Source organism: Lysinibacillus sp. Ag94 (assembly GCF_023242215.1).
GTDB lineage: Bacteria > Bacillota > Bacilli > Bacillales_A > Planococcaceae > Lysinibacillus.
Genome location: NZ_CP096780.1, coordinates 3223437 through 3243060, shown reverse-complemented (window position 1 = coordinate 3243060; position 19624 = coordinate 3223437). Strand labels below are relative to the sequence as shown.

At 37.5% G+C, this 19624-nt stretch carries 17 protein-coding genes; 16 read left to right on the top strand and 1 reads right to left on the bottom strand.

Annotated features, from left to right (window positions below; all coding sequences use genetic code 11):
• Positions 1–6: 6 nt before the first annotated feature.
• From hpaI to MY533_RS14950, 16 genes are all read left to right on the top strand, one after another.
• Positions 7–933, top strand: a complete 927-nt coding sequence (hpaI, locus tag MY533_RS15025; RefSeq protein WP_248716603.1) for a 2,4-dihydroxyhept-2-ene-1,7-dioic acid aldolase — start codon at positions 7–9, stop codon at positions 931–933.
• 69 nt (positions 934–1002) lie between these two features.
• Positions 1003–2520: a 5-carboxymethyl-2-hydroxymuconate semialdehyde dehydrogenase gene (gene hpaE / locus MY533_RS15020; RefSeq protein WP_248716602.1), complete on the top strand. Its 1518-nt coding sequence runs from the start codon at positions 1003–1005 to the stop codon at positions 2518–2520.
• A gap of 26 nt (positions 2521–2546) precedes the next feature.
• Positions 2547–4019 (top strand): 4-hydroxyphenylacetate 3-monooxygenase, oxygenase component, encoded by a 1473-nt coding sequence (gene hpaB, locus MY533_RS15015; RefSeq protein WP_248716601.1) that lies wholly within the window; start codon positions 2547–2549, stop codon positions 4017–4019.
• 26 nt (positions 4020–4045) lie between these two features.
• Positions 4046–5029, top strand: a complete 984-nt coding sequence (gene hpaD, locus MY533_RS15010) for a 3,4-dihydroxyphenylacetate 2,3-dioxygenase (RefSeq protein ID WP_248716600.1) — start codon at positions 4046–4048, stop codon at positions 5027–5029.
• 23 nt (positions 5030–5052) lie between these two features.
• Entirely contained in the window at positions 5053–5526 is a 474-nt protein-coding gene (locus MY533_RS15005; RefSeq protein WP_248716599.1) for a flavin reductase family protein, read from the top strand.
• 21 nt (positions 5527–5547) lie between these two features.
• Positions 5548–6444: a cytidyltransferase gene (locus MY533_RS15000; RefSeq protein WP_248716598.1), complete on the top strand. Its 897-nt coding sequence runs from the start codon at positions 5548–5550 to the stop codon at positions 6442–6444.
• Positions 6445–6477: 33 nt separating this feature from the next.
• Positions 6478–7920, top strand: a complete 1443-nt coding sequence (locus tag MY533_RS14995; protein WP_248716597.1) for an aldehyde dehydrogenase family protein — start codon at positions 6478–6480, stop codon at positions 7918–7920.
• Between the two features lie 63 nt (positions 7921–7983).
• Positions 7984–8337, top strand: coding sequence for a DUF485 domain-containing protein (locus MY533_RS14990; RefSeq protein ID WP_248716596.1), 354 nt, complete (start codon positions 7984–7986; stop codon positions 8335–8337).
• Between the two features lie 4 nt (positions 8338–8341).
• Positions 8342–9898: a solute symporter family protein gene (locus MY533_RS14985; protein ID WP_248716595.1), complete on the top strand. Its 1557-nt coding sequence runs from the start codon at positions 8342–8344 to the stop codon at positions 9896–9898.
• A 375-nt stretch (positions 9899–10273) separates the two neighbouring features.
• On the top strand, positions 10274–11032 hold the full coding sequence (locus MY533_RS14980; protein ID WP_248716594.1) for a fumarylacetoacetate hydrolase family protein: 759 nt from the start codon (positions 10274–10276) through the stop codon (positions 11030–11032).
• Positions 11033–11066: 34 nt separating this feature from the next.
• Positions 11067–11855 (top strand): fumarylacetoacetate hydrolase family protein, encoded by a 789-nt coding sequence (locus MY533_RS14975; protein ID WP_248716593.1) that lies wholly within the window; start codon positions 11067–11069, stop codon positions 11853–11855.
• Between the two features lie 13 nt (positions 11856–11868).
• Positions 11869–12255, top strand: coding sequence for a 5-carboxymethyl-2-hydroxymuconate Delta-isomerase (locus MY533_RS14970; protein WP_248716592.1), 387 nt, complete (start codon positions 11869–11871; stop codon positions 12253–12255).
• A 179-nt stretch (positions 12256–12434) separates the two neighbouring features.
• Positions 12435–13895: an aldehyde dehydrogenase family protein gene (locus tag MY533_RS14965; protein ID WP_248719222.1), complete on the top strand. Its 1461-nt coding sequence runs from the start codon at positions 12435–12437 to the stop codon at positions 13893–13895.
• A gap of 413 nt (positions 13896–14308) precedes the next feature.
• Entirely contained in the window at positions 14309–15127 is an 819-nt protein-coding gene (locus tag MY533_RS14960; protein ID WP_248716591.1) for a helix-turn-helix transcriptional regulator, read from the top strand.
• 725 nt (positions 15128–15852) lie between these two features.
• On the top strand, positions 15853–17277 hold the full coding sequence (locus tag MY533_RS14955) for an APC family permease (protein WP_248716590.1): 1425 nt from the start codon (positions 15853–15855) through the stop codon (positions 17275–17277).
• A gap of 224 nt (positions 17278–17501) precedes the next feature.
• Positions 17502–18881: an aminotransferase family protein gene (locus MY533_RS14950; protein ID WP_248716589.1), complete on the top strand. Its 1380-nt coding sequence runs from the start codon at positions 17502–17504 to the stop codon at positions 18879–18881.
• Between the two features lie 325 nt (positions 18882–19206).
• Here MY533_RS14950 and MY533_RS14945 read toward each other — a convergent pair whose 3' ends face one another.
• Complete coding sequence (locus MY533_RS14945; RefSeq protein WP_248716588.1) at positions 19207–19347, bottom strand: YjcZ family sporulation protein; 141 nt, start codon at positions 19345–19347, stop codon at positions 19207–19209.
• Positions 19348–19624 lie beyond the last annotated feature (277 nt).

Below are 19624 nucleotides of genomic sequence, written 5' to 3'. Positions count from 1 at the left end.
GATAAAATGTCTAGAATTCGAAAAGCTAAAGAAAGTATAAAAGGTTCGATTGCACCAGTTATTACACCATTCAAGGAAGATGAAAGCTTAGATTTACAGACATTTAAAAGTTTAATTAACTGGCAAATAGAAAGTGGGAGCCATGGTATTTCGGTAACCGGAACTTCTGGGGAACCTAGTTCTCTAACGATTGAAGAGAGAGAGCTTGTGATGGAAACAGCAAGTAAAACGATTAACGGACGAGTTCCATTTATACCAGCAACAGGATCTGTTAATCATAATGAAGCGCTTCGACTAACAAAGGCTGCTCAAGAAATGGGAGCAGATGCTGCGATGGTTATTGTTCCATACTATAATAAGCCTTCCCAGCAAGCATTATATAAACACTATAAAGCTATTGCCGATACCGTGGATATTCCGATTATTATCTATAACATTCCTGGAAGAACAGGGGTGAATATGGAAGTAACAACAATGGCTCGACTCGTTGAAGATTGCCCGAACATTATTGGTGCCAAAGAGTCAAATAAAGATTTTGAACATGTCAATCGGGTGCTGTTGAATTGTGGTAGAGATTTCAGTCTATTCTCGGGAATTGAACTTCTTTGCTACCCAATGTTAACAATCGGAGGAAAAGGTTCTATTAGCGCCACAGCAAATGTTGCGCCAGCGAAAGTAGCAGAAATGCACAATGCTTGGGAGGAAGGCGACGCTGAAAAAGCTTTAAATCTTCATTATGAATTGATGACATTAAATGATGTGTTATTCAAAGAAACGAACCCAGGGCCAGTAAAAGCAGCGCTGGGCATGATGGGTAAAATTACGCCAGTTTTACGTAAGCCAATGGATTTACCATCTGAGGCACTTCAAAACGAGATTCGTGAAGTTTTACATCAATATGGTATTTTATCAAATGCGATTGTCACTAAATAATCATTCAAAATCTAAAAATTCTCTTACTCCTCGTTACAGGAGTAAGAGAAGAATGGGGAGTGTAATAACATGCAAGTTCAAGTATCTGAGAGTCAAAAAAATCACGAACACAAGCAAGTAGCAAATGTAAAACTTTATATTAATGGACAGTTTGTCGACAGTCAATCAGGTGCTTCTTTTGAAAATAAAAATCCATTTACCAATGAAATAAATAACTATATCGCTGAGGGGCGTGAAGCGGATATAAATCAAGCTGTTCTTTCTGCAAAAGAAGCGTTTGTGAATGGTCCGTGGGGCAAGATGAAATTGAAAGAAAGAATGCAATATATTAATAGAATTGCAGATATCATCGATGAGGAGATTGAGGAAATTGCTTTCTTAGAGTCATTAGACACAGGTTTGCCAATTAGCCAAACAAGAAATCAAACCGCACGTGCTGCAGAAAATTTCCGTTTCTACGCACGAATGGTGGAGACAAAATTGCATGGCGAATCTTATCCAATGGATGGTGAATTCATTAATTATACCGTGTATAAACCATTAGGTGTTATAGGGTTAATTACGCCATGGAATGCCCCATTCATGTTAGAGACTTGGAAAGTAGCGCCTGCATTAGCAACTGGCAATACTGTTGTCCTAAAACCAGCTGAACTGTCACCATTGACTGCCAATAAATTAGCGGAAATTATTCATAAAGCTCAAATTCCGGATGGCGTCTTTAATATCGTGCATGGCTTTGGAGAAACAGCAGGGGCTGCTCTTGTTGCTCACCCAGATGTGAAAGCGATTTCATTTACGGGTGAAACGACTACAGGCTCCACTATTATTAAAAACGCTGCGGATACTTTAAAGAAAACATCGATGGAGCTTGGTGGGAAATCACCTTTAATTGTCTTTGATGATGCAGATCTTGAACGAGCTCTAGACGCAGCAATATGGGGGATTTTCTCTTTTAATGGGGAACGTTGTACATCCAATTCTCGCGTATTCTTGCATAAAAATATTAAAGATCAATTTGTAGAAAAATTAAAAGCACGTGTCGCTAACATTAAAATCGGTGACCCAATGGATTCGTCAACTGAGCTTGGTCCGCTAATTGAAAAAGGTCACTACAACAAAGTAAAAAAATATATAGAAATCGCTAAACAAGAAGGTTGTGAAGTAGTTCAGGGAGTGGTTCCGGAAAAGGTAAAGGCAGGTAATTTTGTACCACCAACACTTTTATTGAATGCCAAAAATGACATGAGAGTATGTCAGGAAGAAATTTTTGGTCCCGTTATGGCCGTAATCGAATTTGAAACAGATGAAGAAGTACTTCATATGGCGAATGACGTATCTTACGGACTAGCTGGTTTTGTATGGACAAAAGATTTAAAACGAGCACATCGTATGGCGGATGCTATTGAAGCAGGTATGCTTTGGATTAACGCTCAAAACGTACGAGATCTTCGAATTCCATTTGGCGGTATGAAAGATAGTGGAATTGGAAGAGAGGGTGGTCATTACGCAATGTTTGAATTTTATACAGAACCAAAGGTAATCCATGTTGCTATAGGTGATCACCATATTCCGCAATTTGGGAAGTAAACAACTATTTTTTAGGGGGAAACAATATGCCAGCAAAAACAGGAGAGCAATATATTGAAAGAGTTGATCATGCACAGGCAAATATATGGATTGATGGCAAACGCGTAGAAGGGAAGATTTCTGAACATCCAGCTTTTAAAGGTGTTATGAAAACTCAGGCAGAACTTTACGATCTGCAACATGATCCAGACAAAAAGGATTACATGACATATGAATCACCGACAACTCGTGAACGGGTAGGTACATCTTTTATGCAGCCAAAAACAAAAGAAGATTTAGTGATGCGTCGCAAAATGATGCAAGAATGGGCGAAATATAATGGTGGCATGATGGGGCGTTCCCCTGATTACATTAATGTCGGGATGATGGCGTATGGTTCAGCTGCAGAAATGTTTGGAAAGCAGGACTCCATCTATGCCGAAAACATGACCAACTACTACGAGTATTGCCGTGAAAATGATTTATCTTTAACACATACGTTGATTCAGCCGCAAGTCAATAGGGGAGTAAACTCAGCACAGCTTCCAGATCCGTATATTGCAGCAAGAATTAAAGAGAAAACATCCGAAGGGGTCGTTATTAAAGGAGCAAGATTACTTGCTACGCAAGGTGGTATTACCGATGAAATCATGGTATTCCCATCTACTCTGTTAAAACAATCAGCTGAAGAAAATCCATATGCGTTTGCATTTTCTATTCCTAATAACACACCGGGCTTGAAATTTATTTGTCGAGAATCTTTTGATTATGGTAAGTCTCATTTCGACCATCCGCTAGGATCTCGCTTTGAAGAAATGGATACCATTGTTGTGTTTGATGATGTTGTCGTTCCGTGGAATCGAGTCTTTGCCCTTGGTGATGTGAATGTGTGCAACCAAGCCTACAATGAAAGTAATGCAGTTGTTCATATGACACATCAAGTTGTATCAAAAAATATCGCGAAAACAGAGTTTGTCCTTGGTATTCTTCAATTAATGGCAGAGACAATTAATATTGGCCAATACCAACATATACAGGAGAAAATCTCTGAAGTAATTATTGCACTTGAAACGATGAAAGCATATGTCGTTGCTGCCGAAGCAAATGCAAAAGTGGATAGATGGGGGACTATGACACCAGATTTTGCACCGTTAAATGCAGCACGTCATTACTTCCCGAAAATTTACCCTCGCTTTACAGAAATTATGCAATTAATGGGAGCAAGTGGCTTAATGGCGATCCCTTCAGAATCAGACTTCCATTCCGAAATTCGTCCGGATCTTGATAAGTATTTACAATCAGCCACTGGAGATGCTTATGATCGGGTGAAACTTTATCGTTTGGCATGGGATGTATGTATCAGTTCATTTGGTACTCGACAAACACTTTATGAGCGCTTCTTCTTCGGTGATCCAATTAGAATGGCAAGTACGCTTTATAACGGGTATGACAAACAAGAATATGTTGATCGTGTGAAGGAATTTTTGAATCGATCAGAAGCGTTAGTTAATAATAACTAATTAATCGACTAAGGGAGATGAGGAGTATGGATTTCAATATCATTCGAATTGCCAGAACGGTTATAAACGTCAAGGATTTAGACCGTTCAAAAGATTTTTATGTAAAAGCGCTCGGCATGATTGAAACGGAAACAAAGGATGATTGTGTTTATTTGAGAGGGCTTGAAGAACACACACACCACAGCTTAGTTCTTAAAAAGTCCGAGACGTTAGGGGTACACGCACTCGGTTACAAAGTAGCAAAAGAAGAAGATCTTGACCGTCTAGCTGAATTGTTTCAAGCAAAAGGCTTAAAAACAAAGTGGCTTAAGGAAGGTACTCAGCATGCTCTTGGACGTGCACTGCATGTACACGATATTTCAGGGATGCCCCTTGAATTTTTCTGCAAAATTGAAAAAGCCGAGCGCTTACTTCAGCGCTACGATTTATACAGCGGTGCCCGAATTCAGCGAATTGACCACGTAAACTGTGCTGTACCGGATGTAGAAAAAGCTTATAACTTCTTTATCAAGGAGCTAGGTTTTGCATGTTCTGAATATACAACGATAGAAGATGGAAGTATCTGGGCTGCGTGGCTTCACCGCAAACAGACTGTACATGATCAAGCCTTTATGAACGGAGATGGTCCGCGTCTTCATCACTTTGCTTACTGGCTACCTGATCCACTTGCTCTCATTCATTGCTGCGATGTTTTAGCTTCACTTGGCTATTCAGAGAACATAGAAAGAGGGCCAGCACGCCACGGCTTATCCAATGCATTCTTCTTGTATTTAAGAGATCCAGATGGATACCGCATTGAGCTGTATAACGGAGATTACTTAACAAGTGACAATGACTTCGAGCCAATTCGATGGGATTTAAATGACCCACGTCGTCAAACATTATGGGGTGCAAAAGCACCGGATAGTTGGTTTAATGAAACATCTCCGTTTTTAGATATTGAAACCAATGAACAAATTCAGTCCAAGGCACCAAATCTTGCACAGCGCAAACCAGAACTGGTTATTTAAATAAAAAGAATGGAGGAATTTTAATGGATGATCGTACATTTCGAGATGCGATGGGTAAATTTGCAACCGGTGTAACCGTTATTACAACGGACATTGATGGAGAGCCTCATGGCATGACAGCAAATGCCTTCATGTCAGTGTCGCTAAATCCAAAACTCGTACTAATATCGATTAAAGAAAATGCAAAAATGCTCGATAAAATTAACCGCTCCGGTAAATTTGCGGTAAATATATTATCAGAAGACCAGCAAGAAATTTCTATGTTATTCGCTGGTCAGATCAAAGAAAAACGTGAACTTGAATTTGACCGCCTAAACGACATCTCGGTAGTAAAGGATGCGCTAGCAAATATTGTGTGTAATGTATATGGAAAGCAAGTAGCTGGTGACCATACGCTGTTCCTTGGAGAAGTAGAAAATATTGTCCTTCGTGAAGGAAATCCTCTGACATTCTTTGCAGGAAAATATGGCCAGATTACTGCACCACAACTAACTTAACATAAAAGGGGAGGGCAAACGATGGAGACGATTTATATCAAAAGTTCAATGGATCAATCAACATTCACTGAAATGGAAGCTTGTGTTTTGGCTCTCGGTTTTTTTGATGGCGTTCATATCGGTCATCAAAAAATTCTTGAAACAGCAAAACAAATTGCTTTGCAAAAACAATGCGCCTTTGGTGTTATGACGTTTTATCCACACCCAAAAGATATACTCTTTCCTCATATGGAGCCAATGACTTATTTAACTCCGCTTCCTTTGAAAGAAGATCGATTTGAAAAGCTGGGGGTTGAAAAGTTATTTGTTGTTGAGTTTAGCCCTGAGTTTGCCCGTCTTTCTCCTAACGATTTTGTTGAACAATACATTATTGGACTTGGATGTATACATGTTGTAGCAGGCTTTGATTATCATTATGGCTATAAAGGACTCGGTAATATGAAAACGTTAGCGGAGTATAATCCCGGAAGTTTGGGTGTAACGACTGTTCCAAAAATCCAACATTCTGATGAAAAAATTAGTTCCACAGCAATCCGAAAATTGCTTGATGAAGGTCATGTGCAAATGATTCCTATGTATCTTGGTGATTATTATGAAATTAATGGGGAAATGAATCAAAGTTCTCTTTTTAACAAAAAACATCAGTTTCTTAACTTAATAGTAAAAAAGAGATACCGAATGCCTAAACCTGGTATTTACCATATTCAAGTTGAAATAGATGGCACTCATTATGATGGAACTTGCCACCAAATAGCTAGTAATGGGCAACACACTTCATTGTTAATACAATTAAAAGATTGTTCTGTATTCCCATATAAGAAGCGGATAAAGGTAAAGTGGCTAAGCTATCAATATGGCAAGCAGAATGAGTCATACGACATGAATGAATATATGAAAAAAGATGAGCTAGTGATCTAATTAATAGTAGGCTATAACAGAAAGGAGTAGACTATGAATTTAAAAGTACAAGCAAGAAAGAAAAACTTATATATTGATGGTCAATGGCAACAAGCCACTGAACAGGCATCTCTAACATCTCCATATTCTGGAGATGTTATTGCATATATTCCTAAGGCTAATGACAAAGAAGTGAATGAGGCAATTGAAGCTGCAGTTCGTGCAAAAACAGTCATGGCGAAAATGCCAGCTCACGAACGTGCAGCTATTTTGGAACGTTTGGTAGCTTTGTTAGAGAAACGTTTAGATGAAGCGGCAGAAATTATCGCTTTAGAGGCAGCTAAACCAATTGCTACTGCAATCGAAGAAGTGAAACGGACAATACAAACGTATAAGTTTGCAGCTGAAGAAGCAAAGCGAATTCATGGAGAAACACTTCCATTGGATGCTGCACCAGGTGGAGAAAAACGAGTAGCATATACGGTGCGTGAACCTATTGGAGTTATTGGAGCGATTACTCCATTTAATTTTCCGATGAATTTAGTTGCCCATAAAGTAGGTCCTGCCATTGCCGCAGGAAATACAATTGTATTAAAACCAGCAAGTCAAACGCCACTATCTTCTTTCTTTTTAGCAGAGTTGTTACAGGAGGCCGGTTTACCGAATGGAGCTCTTAATGTGATTACTGGAAGCGGAAGAGTCGTGGGAGATAAAATCGTGACCGATGATAGAATTGCAGCCATTACATTTACCGGAAGCCCAGCAGTTGGGATTGGTATTCGAAACAAAGCAGGACTGAAGCGTGTGACATTAGAACTGGGTTCAAATGCAGCGGTTATTATTGATAAAGGGATCGATATAGATTCAATTATTAATCGTTGTGTGAGGGGAGCCTTTTCTTTCCAAGGTCAAGTATGTATATCATTACAACGCATTTATATTCATGAAAGTTTGTACGAAACATTTGTGCAAAAATTCGTTGAAGCAACTCAACAACTCAAAATTGGTGACCCGTTAGATCCACGTACGGATGTTTCAGCGCTTATTTCAAAAGAAGATGTGGAACGTACTTTAGATTGGATTCATGAGGCGACACAACATGGAGCAGAAGTAGCAACTGGGGGAATCGCCAAAGGAAATATTCTATTGCCAACGGTCATATTAAATGCAGCGTCTTCTTTAAAAGTTTCGTGCCAAGAAGTGTTTGCTCCAATTGTTATTATCAATAAAGTTCAGACAGTAGAGGAAGCAATTGAACAAGTAAATGATTCGCGATATGGTCTTCAAGCAGGGATTTACACGGATAATGTTCATACAGCGTTAACTGCAGCTGAAAACCTTCATGTTGGAGGCGTAATGATTAATGATATTCCAACGTTTCGTGTAGATAACATGCCTTATGGTGGTGTGAAGGAAAGTGGAATGGGAAGAGAAGGAATAAAATATGCTGTAGAAGAAATGACAGAGCTAAAACTAGTGGTTTTTAATAGAAATTAAAAATTGAAGAATTAGAAGCATGTAAGAACCCTATTGAATTATTAGGAAAGAGGTGCTATCAATTTGGAGCTAGTAAAAGAACAGCGTAGTGTAAAAAAAGACATCGAACAACAAGATAACAAACAAATAGATTATGACAAAATTTCCACTTCAGAGGATTTTAAACAACTACTTTTAGATAAGAAAAAGTTTATTATTTCATACACAATTTTTTATTTGGCTTATTCACTAGCTTTACCATTCCTAGCCTTGTTTACAAATATTTTAAACGTTCAAGTAATAGGAGACATTACGTTGGCGTGGATTTACGGTATTTCAATTATCTTTATGTCATTTGGGGTATGCAGTGTTTATGTAAAGAAGTCTGCTGAATTTGACGAAAAAGTAAAGCAAATCATAGTAAAAGAGGGGCTGTAGACATATGGGATGGGACATTATTCTTCTTTTTGTACTCATGTCAATAGGGGTACTTTTCATTACGTACTATGCTTCCAAAAAAACAAAAACGGCAGGTTCTTTTTATACAGCTGGAGGTGGTCTGACTGCTAGGCAAAATGGACTTGCTTTAGCTGGAGACTTTATGTCTGCATCTACCTTTTTAGGGTTAATTGGAGCCTTTTCTTTAACGGGATATGACGGATTTTTCCTTATGTACGGTGCCCTCGTTTCGTTTCTTGTCATTTTATTTTTAGTTGCTGAACCATTAAGAAATCTTGGGAAATATACGTTAGGTGACATGATTACTGCTCGATTTAAGTTTAAACAAGTACGAGGTGTAACGGCCTTCAATACGATTATTATTTCAGTTTTTTATATGCTTGCACAGCTCGTAGCTGCAGGAGCTTTATTCAAATTATTATTAGGTATTCCGTATAATATTTCAGTCCTTATTGTTGGTGTGGCTATGTTAGCCTTTGTTTTATTTGGAGGAATGACCGCAACAAGCTGGGTTCAAATTATTAAAGCCATTCTTTTAGTAGGCGGAACCTTTATTATGTTTGTCATGGTTATGTGGAAATTTAATTTTAATTTTATTGGCATTTTTACAGATATGAAAACCGCCACTCCTTTTGGAATTGATTTCTTAAATCCAGGTTTAAAATATAAAAACGGTTGGGATGCTGCTTCTTTAACACTTGGGCTCATTCTTGGGACAGCAGGTCTACCTCATGTATTAGTTCGCTTTTTAACTGTACCTAATGCCCAGGTTGCCAGAAAGTCAGTTGTTTGGCTTATGTGGATAATGGGCATGTTCCATATTATGGTCATTTTCCTTGGGTTTGGCGCAGCGAAGCTAGTTGGAACTTCGAGTATTATAGAGGCTAACCCAGCAGGGAATATGGCAGCGCCATTATTAGCAAAGTATATTGGCGGAGATTTTATGTTTGCTTTCATTTCTGCGGTTTCTTTTGCTACTATACTTGCAGTGGTTGCTGGAATTGTAGTTACGGGAGCAACAGCATTTTCCCATGACTTTTATAACGAAATTTTAAAAGACGGGAAAGCAACTGAAAAACAGCAAATGTTTATGGTACGTCTTGCTTCGATTGTCATCACTGCTATCGCCATCGCCTTATCACTATTTTTGCAAAATTTTAATGTTGCCTTTGTAGCCTCAATTGCTCTTACATTAGCAGCGAGTTCGAATTTACCAGTTATTTTATTAACTATTTTTTGGAGAAAGTTCAACAAAACGGGAGCAATCTTTGGGATGCTTATAGGCTTAATTAGCACGATTGGTCTAGTAATGGTAAGTCCAAATGTTTGGAACCCAGAACCAGGTGTAGCCCTATTTACTGGTCATCCTATTTTCCCTCTAGCATCACCAGGAATTCTTTCGATACCGTTAGGTTTTTTAGGCTGCTATATTGGTACCCTTATAGGGGCCCGTAAGTCAAAAAATGCAGCAGATAATTTTCCAGAAATCATCGTTAAGTCAAATATAGGTAATGATGTTAAAGGTGTAGTTAATCATTAGTGATCTTTTACAAGTTCAATAATCATCAGAAAAATTTACGAGTTTATCTTCATTCAGCAGAAGACTCCCACCTCTATAGGTGGTGAGATGAAATGCGATTTTGGTACCTTTGCAGTGGGTGTCCAAACACCTACTGAAATAGAGGAACCCAGGCTAAGAACTTCACATCCTGTGAAAAAGCCTGAGTGACCAACATCGTGTTGGCCTAAAGCCTCCGGCGGATGTCACGGATTTTCAAAGGAGGCCTGCACGATGTAGGTCAGTTAACCGTTGTCACAGGAAGTGACGTTTTTAGGTTAACTTCCTACAAATGGCACAATTCAAAATCCGGACGCTATTACGCCAAGGCGAAATTGATAAGAGGAGTGAATCGTTATGAGTAAGGCAATTATTAAATTTAGTGAAACCCTTCATACAAAAGAGGTGGAAGTAGATCCTCAAAGCAATACAATTATTCTCGGTGATCGAAATGTAACCTTAGAGCAGTCTTCTTTGGAGGCGCCAATATCGGGTACAGTATATGGGGCTTTATTAAATTATAGGGGCGAGCTTGAGGCATTAGGTTCATCTTTAACGAAAGAACCATATAAAGAGCCTCCCAAAGCGCCTGTGTTATATATAAAACCGGTAAACACGATTACTGGATTTAAATCTTCCATTCCATTACCCGAGGATACATCTCAACTGCAAGTAGGTGCCTCATTAGGCATTGTCATTGGGAAAAAGGCTACTCGTGTAACAGAAGAAAAAGCTTTAGATCATGTATTAGGATACACCATTGTAAATGATGTAAGTATTCCACATGAGAGTTTTTATCGACCAGCTGTTAAACAAAAAGCGAGAGATAACTTTTGCCCTGTAGGTCCATGGATTATCGAACGCGATGCAATCTCTGACCCTAATAAGTTAACGATTACTGTATTCGTTAATGATGTATTAAAACAAAAGAATACAACGGCCAATTTAATTCGTCCTGTATCACATCTAATTTCTGAAATTTCGGAATTTATGACGCTGTATGAGGGAGATGTTTTACTAGTTGGGGTACCTGAAAATCCTCCGCTTGTGAAAGAGGGAGACCTGGTACGAATTGAAATCGATGGAATCGGTTATTTAGAAAATACAGTTAAATGAGAATCTCATTGTTTGGTAAAGGAGCGCGATTATTATGAAACATGCACGTGTAGTATTTCAGGATGTTATTCATCACGCAATTGAAACAAATGATGGTCACCTGAAACTAGATAATGGACAAATTGTTTCTGAAGAGGAAGTTGTCTGGCTACCACCTGTACAACCTAGAACTGTTTTTGCTTTAGGGCTAAATTATGCAGACCATGCAAAGGAACTTGCTTTTCAAGCACCAACAGAACCTTTAGTTTTTCTAAAAGGTCTTAATACTTTTATTGGTCATCGAGGTCAGACTTACCGACCAGCTGAGGCTACCAATATGCATTATGAATGTGAACTTGCAGTTGTCATTGGTCGTTCCGGGACAAACATTAAACAAGAAGACGCTTATGATTATGTTGCAGGATATACCGTTGCAAATGACTATGCCATCCGTGATTATTTAGAAAACTATTATCGTCCGAACTTAAAAGTAAAGAATAGAGATACTTGTACACCAATCGGTCCATGGCTAGTCGATGCAAAAGATATTAACGATCCTATGAATCTTACTTTGCGTACTTATGTAAATGGAAAAGTGACACAGGAAGGCACAACGAAAGATATGATTTTTAGTATTCCGCAATTGATTGCATATTTAAGTAGTTTTATGACATTAAATCAAAACGACATTATCCTTACAGGTACGCCTGAGGGCTTAGTTGATACAAAGGTAGGGGATGAAGTCATTACTGAAATTGAAGGTGTGGGACGACTAGTAAATACTATTATTAGTGAAAAACAGTTCTTAAGAACAGAAAGTAAGAACGCCATTTTTAGTAAGTGAAAGGGATGAAAACATGCCGCATTTTATTGTTGAGTATACCGATAACATAAAGAAAGAAGCAGACATTCCAAATTTGCTAAAAAAAGTGAATGATGTTTTGATTAGCCGTAGTAATCTTTTTCCGACTGGAGGCATTCGATCAAGAGCAATTGAACTTCAAGATTACCGAGTAGCAGATGGAGCAGAAGATGATGCATTTGTTCATGCTATATTAAAAATTGGGGCGGGAAGATCGGCTGAACATAAGAAAGAAACTTGTGACGAACTTTTCGAAGTAATAAAGGATCACTTTGCTGATCTATTTACTAGTCGATATCTAGCATTATCGATGGAATTGATTGAATTCAGCGAGGAAGGAACTTATAAATATAACAATATTCATAAGCGTTTTAAAAAGTAAGAAGGCAGTTAGCCCTATCTAGTTTTGTTTTAATTATCATTTGATAATGGTAGTTCCGCTTTTTACAATAAAAAACAATTAACAGCACCTACAATTTAGGTTACATCGCGTTAAGTATAGATTTTATTTCAGGAAGGGGACTTTAAATGACAAAAAACCAGGCTTTAGATGTGAACTGCATGGAATGGGCAAGTACACTAAACAAAAGTTATATTGGGGGTCAATGGGTAGAGGGGGGAAGTAAAAGAACGTATGCAATAAAGGATCCATATGATCAATCGACTATTACATCTGTAGAATTAGCGAATGTTGAGCAAATAAAAGAAGCATATCACAAGGCAAAAGCTGCACAAAAGAAATGGGCTAAATCTACTCCAGAACAACGAAGAGAGGTTTTAACGAAAGCATTAGACTATTTAGAGAAAAATAAAGAATATATTTTGGCATTAATTACACGGGAAACAGGTGGAACACTACTTAAAGCTCAAATTGAGTTTGGCTTCGGGGTTAGTGACATTAAAGATTCTATTAATATGGTAGATGAAATATACACACCAAAAAATTATGCATCTACTACACCAGGAAAGGTTAGCCGTGTATATCGATTACCTTTAGGTGTTATTACGTCCATCACACCTTTTAACTTTCCATTTAACATGGCAACAAGAACAATTTTCCCTGCCATTGCTCTCGGGAACAGTGTTGTTCATAAGCCAGATCTCCAAGTTGGAATAGTTGGTGGGCAAGTTTTTGCAAAGGCTTTCGAAGAAGCAGGACTTCCTGCAGGAGTGTTTAATTCAATTTTAACCGATCTTCAAGAATCAGGAGATGAATTCCTGTTAAATACGAATTCTTCGTTTATCAGTTTTACAGGATCAACTGCAGTAGGAAAACATATTAATAAGGTAACAGGCGGAACATTAAAACAAATGGCATTAGAACTAGGAGGCAATAATCCTTTGGTAGTTTTAGGAGATGCCGACGTAGAACAAGCAGTGAGAGTCGCCATCTTCGGAAAATTTTTGCATAGTGGCCAAATCTGTGCGATTATAAACCGAATTATTGTTAATCGAGATATTTATGATGAATTTGTTGCTAGATACGTAGAAAAAGTAAAGGGATTAACAGTAGGAGATCCCAAGGACCCTAACACAATTATTGGACCTGTTATAAATGAAAAACAAGCTGATAAAATTATGGATTTAGTTAATAAAGCAAAGGAAAGTGGATTAAAAGTTGCCGTAGAAGGTGACCGTACAGGGAATGTTATTTCCCCATTTGTATTTGTTGATGTACCTAATGATTCATGTCTTGCATCTTGTGAAATCTTCGGTCCTGTTGCACAAATTATTCCGGCTGAAAATGATGAAGAGGCCATTCGTTTTGCGAATGACACGGAATATGGATTATCCTCTGCCATTATAACTAGTGACTTAGAAAGAGGAGAAAAATTAGCCCTTGAGATCGAATCTGGTACAACACATATAAATGATATGCCTGCAGTGTTAGAAGGAAATGTTCCATTTGGTGGAGTGAAACAAAGTGGAATTGGGCGTTTTGGATATGAATGGATTGTAGATGAGTTTACTGTTGCGAAATGGGTATCTGTACAGACGAGTAAATTAGATTATCCGTTTTAGGATGGCAGCAAGATTTATAAACCTGTTGTTAGAAAAGCCTGTAACCTTCAGTGGATAAGGAATACAGGCTTTTAAAATAGTGATCGATAATATTTATGAATGGGAAAAGCGCTTTTAATAGCTGTTTTAAAATTTTCCCGCTAAAAAATAAGAAACTATGGGGGAGGATGATTAATTATCGAAATTTTCCGATAGTTCCGTTGAGTATTTTTCCTTTTTTTACACTAATTTATGAACGTTCGTAAAGAGGTGGCATATGAAATCTCTACTAAGTAAGAACAAGTTAGGTAATCCAAGAAGAAATTTCTGTAAATCGTTGATTCAGCTGTTATTCGAAATTAACTGAGGAAATTATCACATATTAAGCATCGATTTGTAAGCGTTTACGAATTTGTATTAAAGGTGGTATAAAATTGATTAATCCTTTAAATTCGAAAATAATTAGTTACTTGCCGTCTCAGCCTGACTTTGAATTTCAAACAGATTACTATACTGAACAAAAAGTTAGAATGAAACCAAATCAACCATCTATTCTGTTTTACCAATTTAAAATGGGAGGGGTAAGTAATCAAATTTCTGTTATCCCGGATGGGTGTATCGATATTCTCATTAATTGTGATCAGCATTACGGTAATATTTGTGGAAGCGTTACTAAAAGTAGAGTGATTAACCTTGTCCCAAACAGTACATACTTTGGTATTCGTTTTCTGCCATGCCTAGATATTAAGACACTAAAATTCGGTATAAAAGACCTTACAGATAAAGAAATTTCCTTAAATGAAATGTTTCCTGTAAATACGAATATTTTAGAACAGGTAGTAACCAATGAAAGTTTTATGGAGAGAGTCAATATATTCAATGAAATATTGGAAAGTCAAATTTTTGAGATTGATAAATCATCAAAACTAATAAAACAAGCATTATATAATATATACGTGACAAGAGGTAATATTACCATAACTCAACTTGCAGATGAAGTAGGATATTCAACTAGATATTTAAGAAAACAATTTGAAGACCATATTGGTATTTCCCCAAAATTATTTAGCCAAATAGTAAGATTTCAATCATCCCTAAATATGCTGCTGAGGACAACCCACTATACGTTAAATGATGTTATTCATGAGAATGGTTATTATGACCAAGCCCATTTAATTCATGAGTTTCGTAATTTTGGATGCATGACACCTTATCAATTAACTGGACAAAAAAGTTGCCTGAAAACGAGCTAAATAATGTTTGTAAAGCTAAAGAAGCTGGGATATAACAAATAACTCTTTGCGAAAGCCGAATTCTTTTAAATAAATGAAGGAATATATTAGAAAACCCGAACAATGGCAAAACACCGTATGAGTGTCTTGTAAATTTGTTCGGGTTTTACTTTAGTAGTTAAAATACTATTGTCCCAGCCCCTTTTTTAAGTGCATTCAATATGCGCATAATTAGTGGTTGAAAATTTAGAATGTTCCGATTCTTACAATATGAAATTATCATAATCTGATAATCTGTAATTACTATAAAGAATGCTTATTTTTCCTACTACAGTTCAAAGGAAAAATCGGCAATCAACAAAACAAAAGAGGGGAGTCAGATAAAAGACGAAATACGAACTGTTTATTAGTGGTAATGGGTTCAGATTGTGTTAGGCAGAACGTAAATGTCGTATTACCCGAGGCCTAACCAGAAGTTGTGGACCTTACAGACAAAGCTGCTAGGAAAGCTTTAGACGGATGCCCTGGAAAGAGCAAACGACACTGTTTAGGGCGCTAGCATTTGGGGTTTGGATCAAAATGAGTTAAAGTGTGGCATCGAATGGCCCGTGTTATAAAAGTAGAAACAGTTATGTATACAGTTTTTTAAACCATACAACATCTTTCGAAGGGATGAAACAAATGGTTTCGGACGTGAAGTAGGAGTGCCGGCTATGGACAGTTAGACAAAGCATACCTGAACTGGTATGGAGGGTAAATTACAAAATTATAATATGCCAATGGGGGTAGGGATTATAGAAACACAAAAATCAATAGAGAACATTCAAATTTTATCAGATGGGCAAAGTCTAAAAAGAAGTTTAAAAATGCGAGATTTAGTTATTTTTGGTCTTGGCTTTATGGCACCAGTTGCAGCGATGTCAATGTTTGGAATTATCACATTGGTATCACAGGGCCATTCTGTCCTGTCATATGTTCTTGGTTTTGTTGCAATGTTATTTACGGCGTATAGTTTCGGTAAAATGGTTGAAGCTTACCCAGTTGCAGGCTCAACCTATACCTACGCCCATAAAGCGCTACACCCTAACATAGGATTTATAGCTGGATGGGGAATGCTCCTAGATTATTTGTTGATACCTATGCTAACTTTTTTGATCAGTGCAAGTTTTGCAAACGCCCTTGTACCAAGCATCCCGGTTTGGGGTTGGGTTCTCATCTTCGCTATCCCAATCGCGTTTGTAAATATAATTGGCATTGATATAGCTACTAAGTTGAATTCAGTTTTAGTGCTCCTCATGATTATCGCGGTGATTGCCTTCGTTGTCTGCGCAAGTCACTATATTATAATGGGTGATTTAACTTTAATAAACTATAAGGCAATTTATGATAGTGAATCATTTTCAATAGGAGCAGTTATTGGCGGGGCAGCTATTGTTATTGTCGCTTACTTAGGTTTTGATGCTATTACAACCTTGGCTGAAGAGACGAACGTAGGGGGGAATAAAATTGGTTTGGCCATTTTGTTTACCTGTGTCATTCAAACGGTATTTTATGTTTCCGTAACTTATTTAGCAGTGATTCTTTTAGGAAACTATTTAGCTATTGATAATCCCGACACAGCCTTCTTCAACGTTTTAGAGACTATAGGGGGAGGGTTCCTTCAGACATATATTACACTTACGATTATCGCATCTGGAATTGCAAGCGCCTTAGCTAGCCAATCAGCTTCAAGTCGTCTGCTTTTGGGGATGGGACGTGACAATGTCATCCCTCAAAAATTTTTTAGCTATATCCATCCAAAGTATAAAACACCGATTAATAATATTTTATTAATGTCAATAATCGGAATTATTGGTGCAGTATCTTTGAATTTGCAAATTGTATCCGACTTAGTTGCATTTGGTGGATTATTAGGATTTGCTTTCGTGAATATTTGTGTAATGAATCACTACTATTTAAAAAATAAGCAAAAAAATATCGTTAAATATTTGATTATTCCGTTAATTGGAATGTCGGTTTGTCTTTATATTTTGTGGGGGCTTTCAACAGCTGGAAAAATGGTTGGATTTATTTGGATGGGAATTGGTGTTTGTTATTTAGCGATAAGATCTATGTATTCAAAAGAATCCAAGAAACTCTTAACAGATATAGAAGGGCAGAATATTAGTTAAATAAAGTAACAATCTTTCTACTCATTCAGAAAATATCGTGAGCAAGGAGAGAGACACAAAGGATATAAAAAAATGCGGCTATTTATATACCCTATTGAGAGCCTGCTAGAGGATGAAAACGTAACTTCAATTAGTAAAACAAAATCTCTATTCTTGGAAAAATTTATTGATATCGCAACTTAGGAAAGCTTCATTATATTTGTCTATTAAAGGAGGAATAAAATATGCAATACGTTACAAAGCGAAAAAACCTAAGTAAATTGGAATTATCAGAACTTGATAAAAAACATTATTTGCATCCAACTACACCACCGAGAGCCCATTTTTTATCAGGGCCATCAACAATCTTTACAGAAGGTAAAGGAATTTATCTGAAAGACATAGAGGGGAAAGAGCGTATTGATGGGGTATCGATGCTTTGGAATGTTAACCTTGGCTATGGGAATGAAGAGCTTGCTGAGGCAGCAAAACAGCAGATGTTAAAACTTTCTTACAGCTCCTCATTCAGCGGACAATCCAATGAACCCGCTATCCTTTTAGCACAAAAAGTGGCCTCATTAGCACCTGGCGATCTGAATGTTTGCTTCTTCACATCGGGAGGCTCGGAATCTAATGATACAGCATTTAAACTGGCCCGTTTTTATTGGAAAGTAAAAGGCCAGCCAGAGAAAACTAAAATTATTTCTCTTGAACAATCATTCCATGGGGTTACAGTAGGTGCCACAAGTGCTACCGGAATCGAGGGATTCAACAAATTTACGACTTCCAATGCTCCGAACTTCCTTACAGCTGCAGCGCATGTTTTGAATGCAGAACTTGGTGACAAAAGTGATCCAAATTACTCGCGTTCTATTCGTGGGATAATTGAATCAGAAGGATCCGACACTATAGCCGCTGTCATTTTGGAGCCAATCCAAGGTGCAGGCGGGGTAAGATTCCCTCCTGACGGATACCTTCAAGCTGTTCGCAAACTTTGTGACGAACACAACATTTTGCTTATTGCAGATGAGGTGATTTGTGGGTTTGGAAGAACCGGAAAGACCTTTGGTGTAGATAATTGGAACATTGTTCCGGACTTTTTATGTGTTGCAAAAGGAATCTCAAGTGGCTACGCTCACCTAGGTGCTGTAATTATGAGAGAGCATGTAAGAGAAGCATTTATTCAATCAGATGAAATGATGTTCCATGGATTCACCTATAGTGGACATCCGATGGCTTGCGCGGTTGGCTTAAAGACACTTGAAATATTAGAAAGAGATCAAATTGTTGAGAATAGTAGGCTTCGTGGTGAAGAGTTATTAAAAGGACTTAAGTATCTCGAAAGAAATTATAAACATATAACGAATGTCAGAGGTCTTGGTCTACTGGCCGGTATTGAGCTAATTAAAGATCCTGAAAACGGCATCCCATTTGACCCTACGGTACATGCCGCAGCTCTATATACTGATATATGCATGGACTTAGGGCTGCAATTACGTTACTTCGATTGGAAGGGAACAAATACGGTTGCTCTTGCTCCACCGCTTATTATTACAAGCCAACAGGTTGACGAGATTATTAACAGAATGTCTGAGGCTTTTAAAAGGTTCGAAAAACAAATTTAATTCACCCTAGCAAAAGCTAATAAAACTATCTCAAGAATAACAGATAATAGAAGTAGATCATTATTCAATTATAGGACACTTTTCCTAAGTATAGGAGTGTCCTTTTTCATGTATTTTATAAATACAAGATTCAGTAATTTATATGATTTGATTCTTCCAATATGCGCGTATGAGAAAGACTCACCTCGGACAGCATAAATTCTAGATTAATAGAATTCGACAGCGGATCACCAGTAATGGTCATGTAAACCTAAACGATAAAGGGTCACTAGGCAGGAAGCGACCCTTTAAAGAGGTGAGAAAGACTAATAGTTTTGTACGGATGCTAACAGTTTTCATTATTTATGAAAGTAGCGCCGATAATAATTAGAAGAATGAATAGAACAACAATCAGCGCAAATGATGAACCGTAGCCACGGCCATAGCCACCATAACAGCCACAGCCTACGTTTCCATAGTATCCCATAATAAAATCCTCCTTTCTACACTATATAATATGTAGGCTGTAGCGAAGGAGTGGGGTATTCATCCAGTCACAATAGGCATTAAAAATTTATCAAGCAAGTAATATTTTAGTGGGGTACGACAATAAAAAAGGTCACTTGGGATTGGAGTGACCCTTCATACTAAAGGAGGATAATTGCTTTACATGAAGTAAAAGTTATTTTGCATAGTGAATAGCCTGAGAAATAAATTAAAAATAAACACTGTAATGAAAGAAGATACTGTACCTTAGCTTCTGC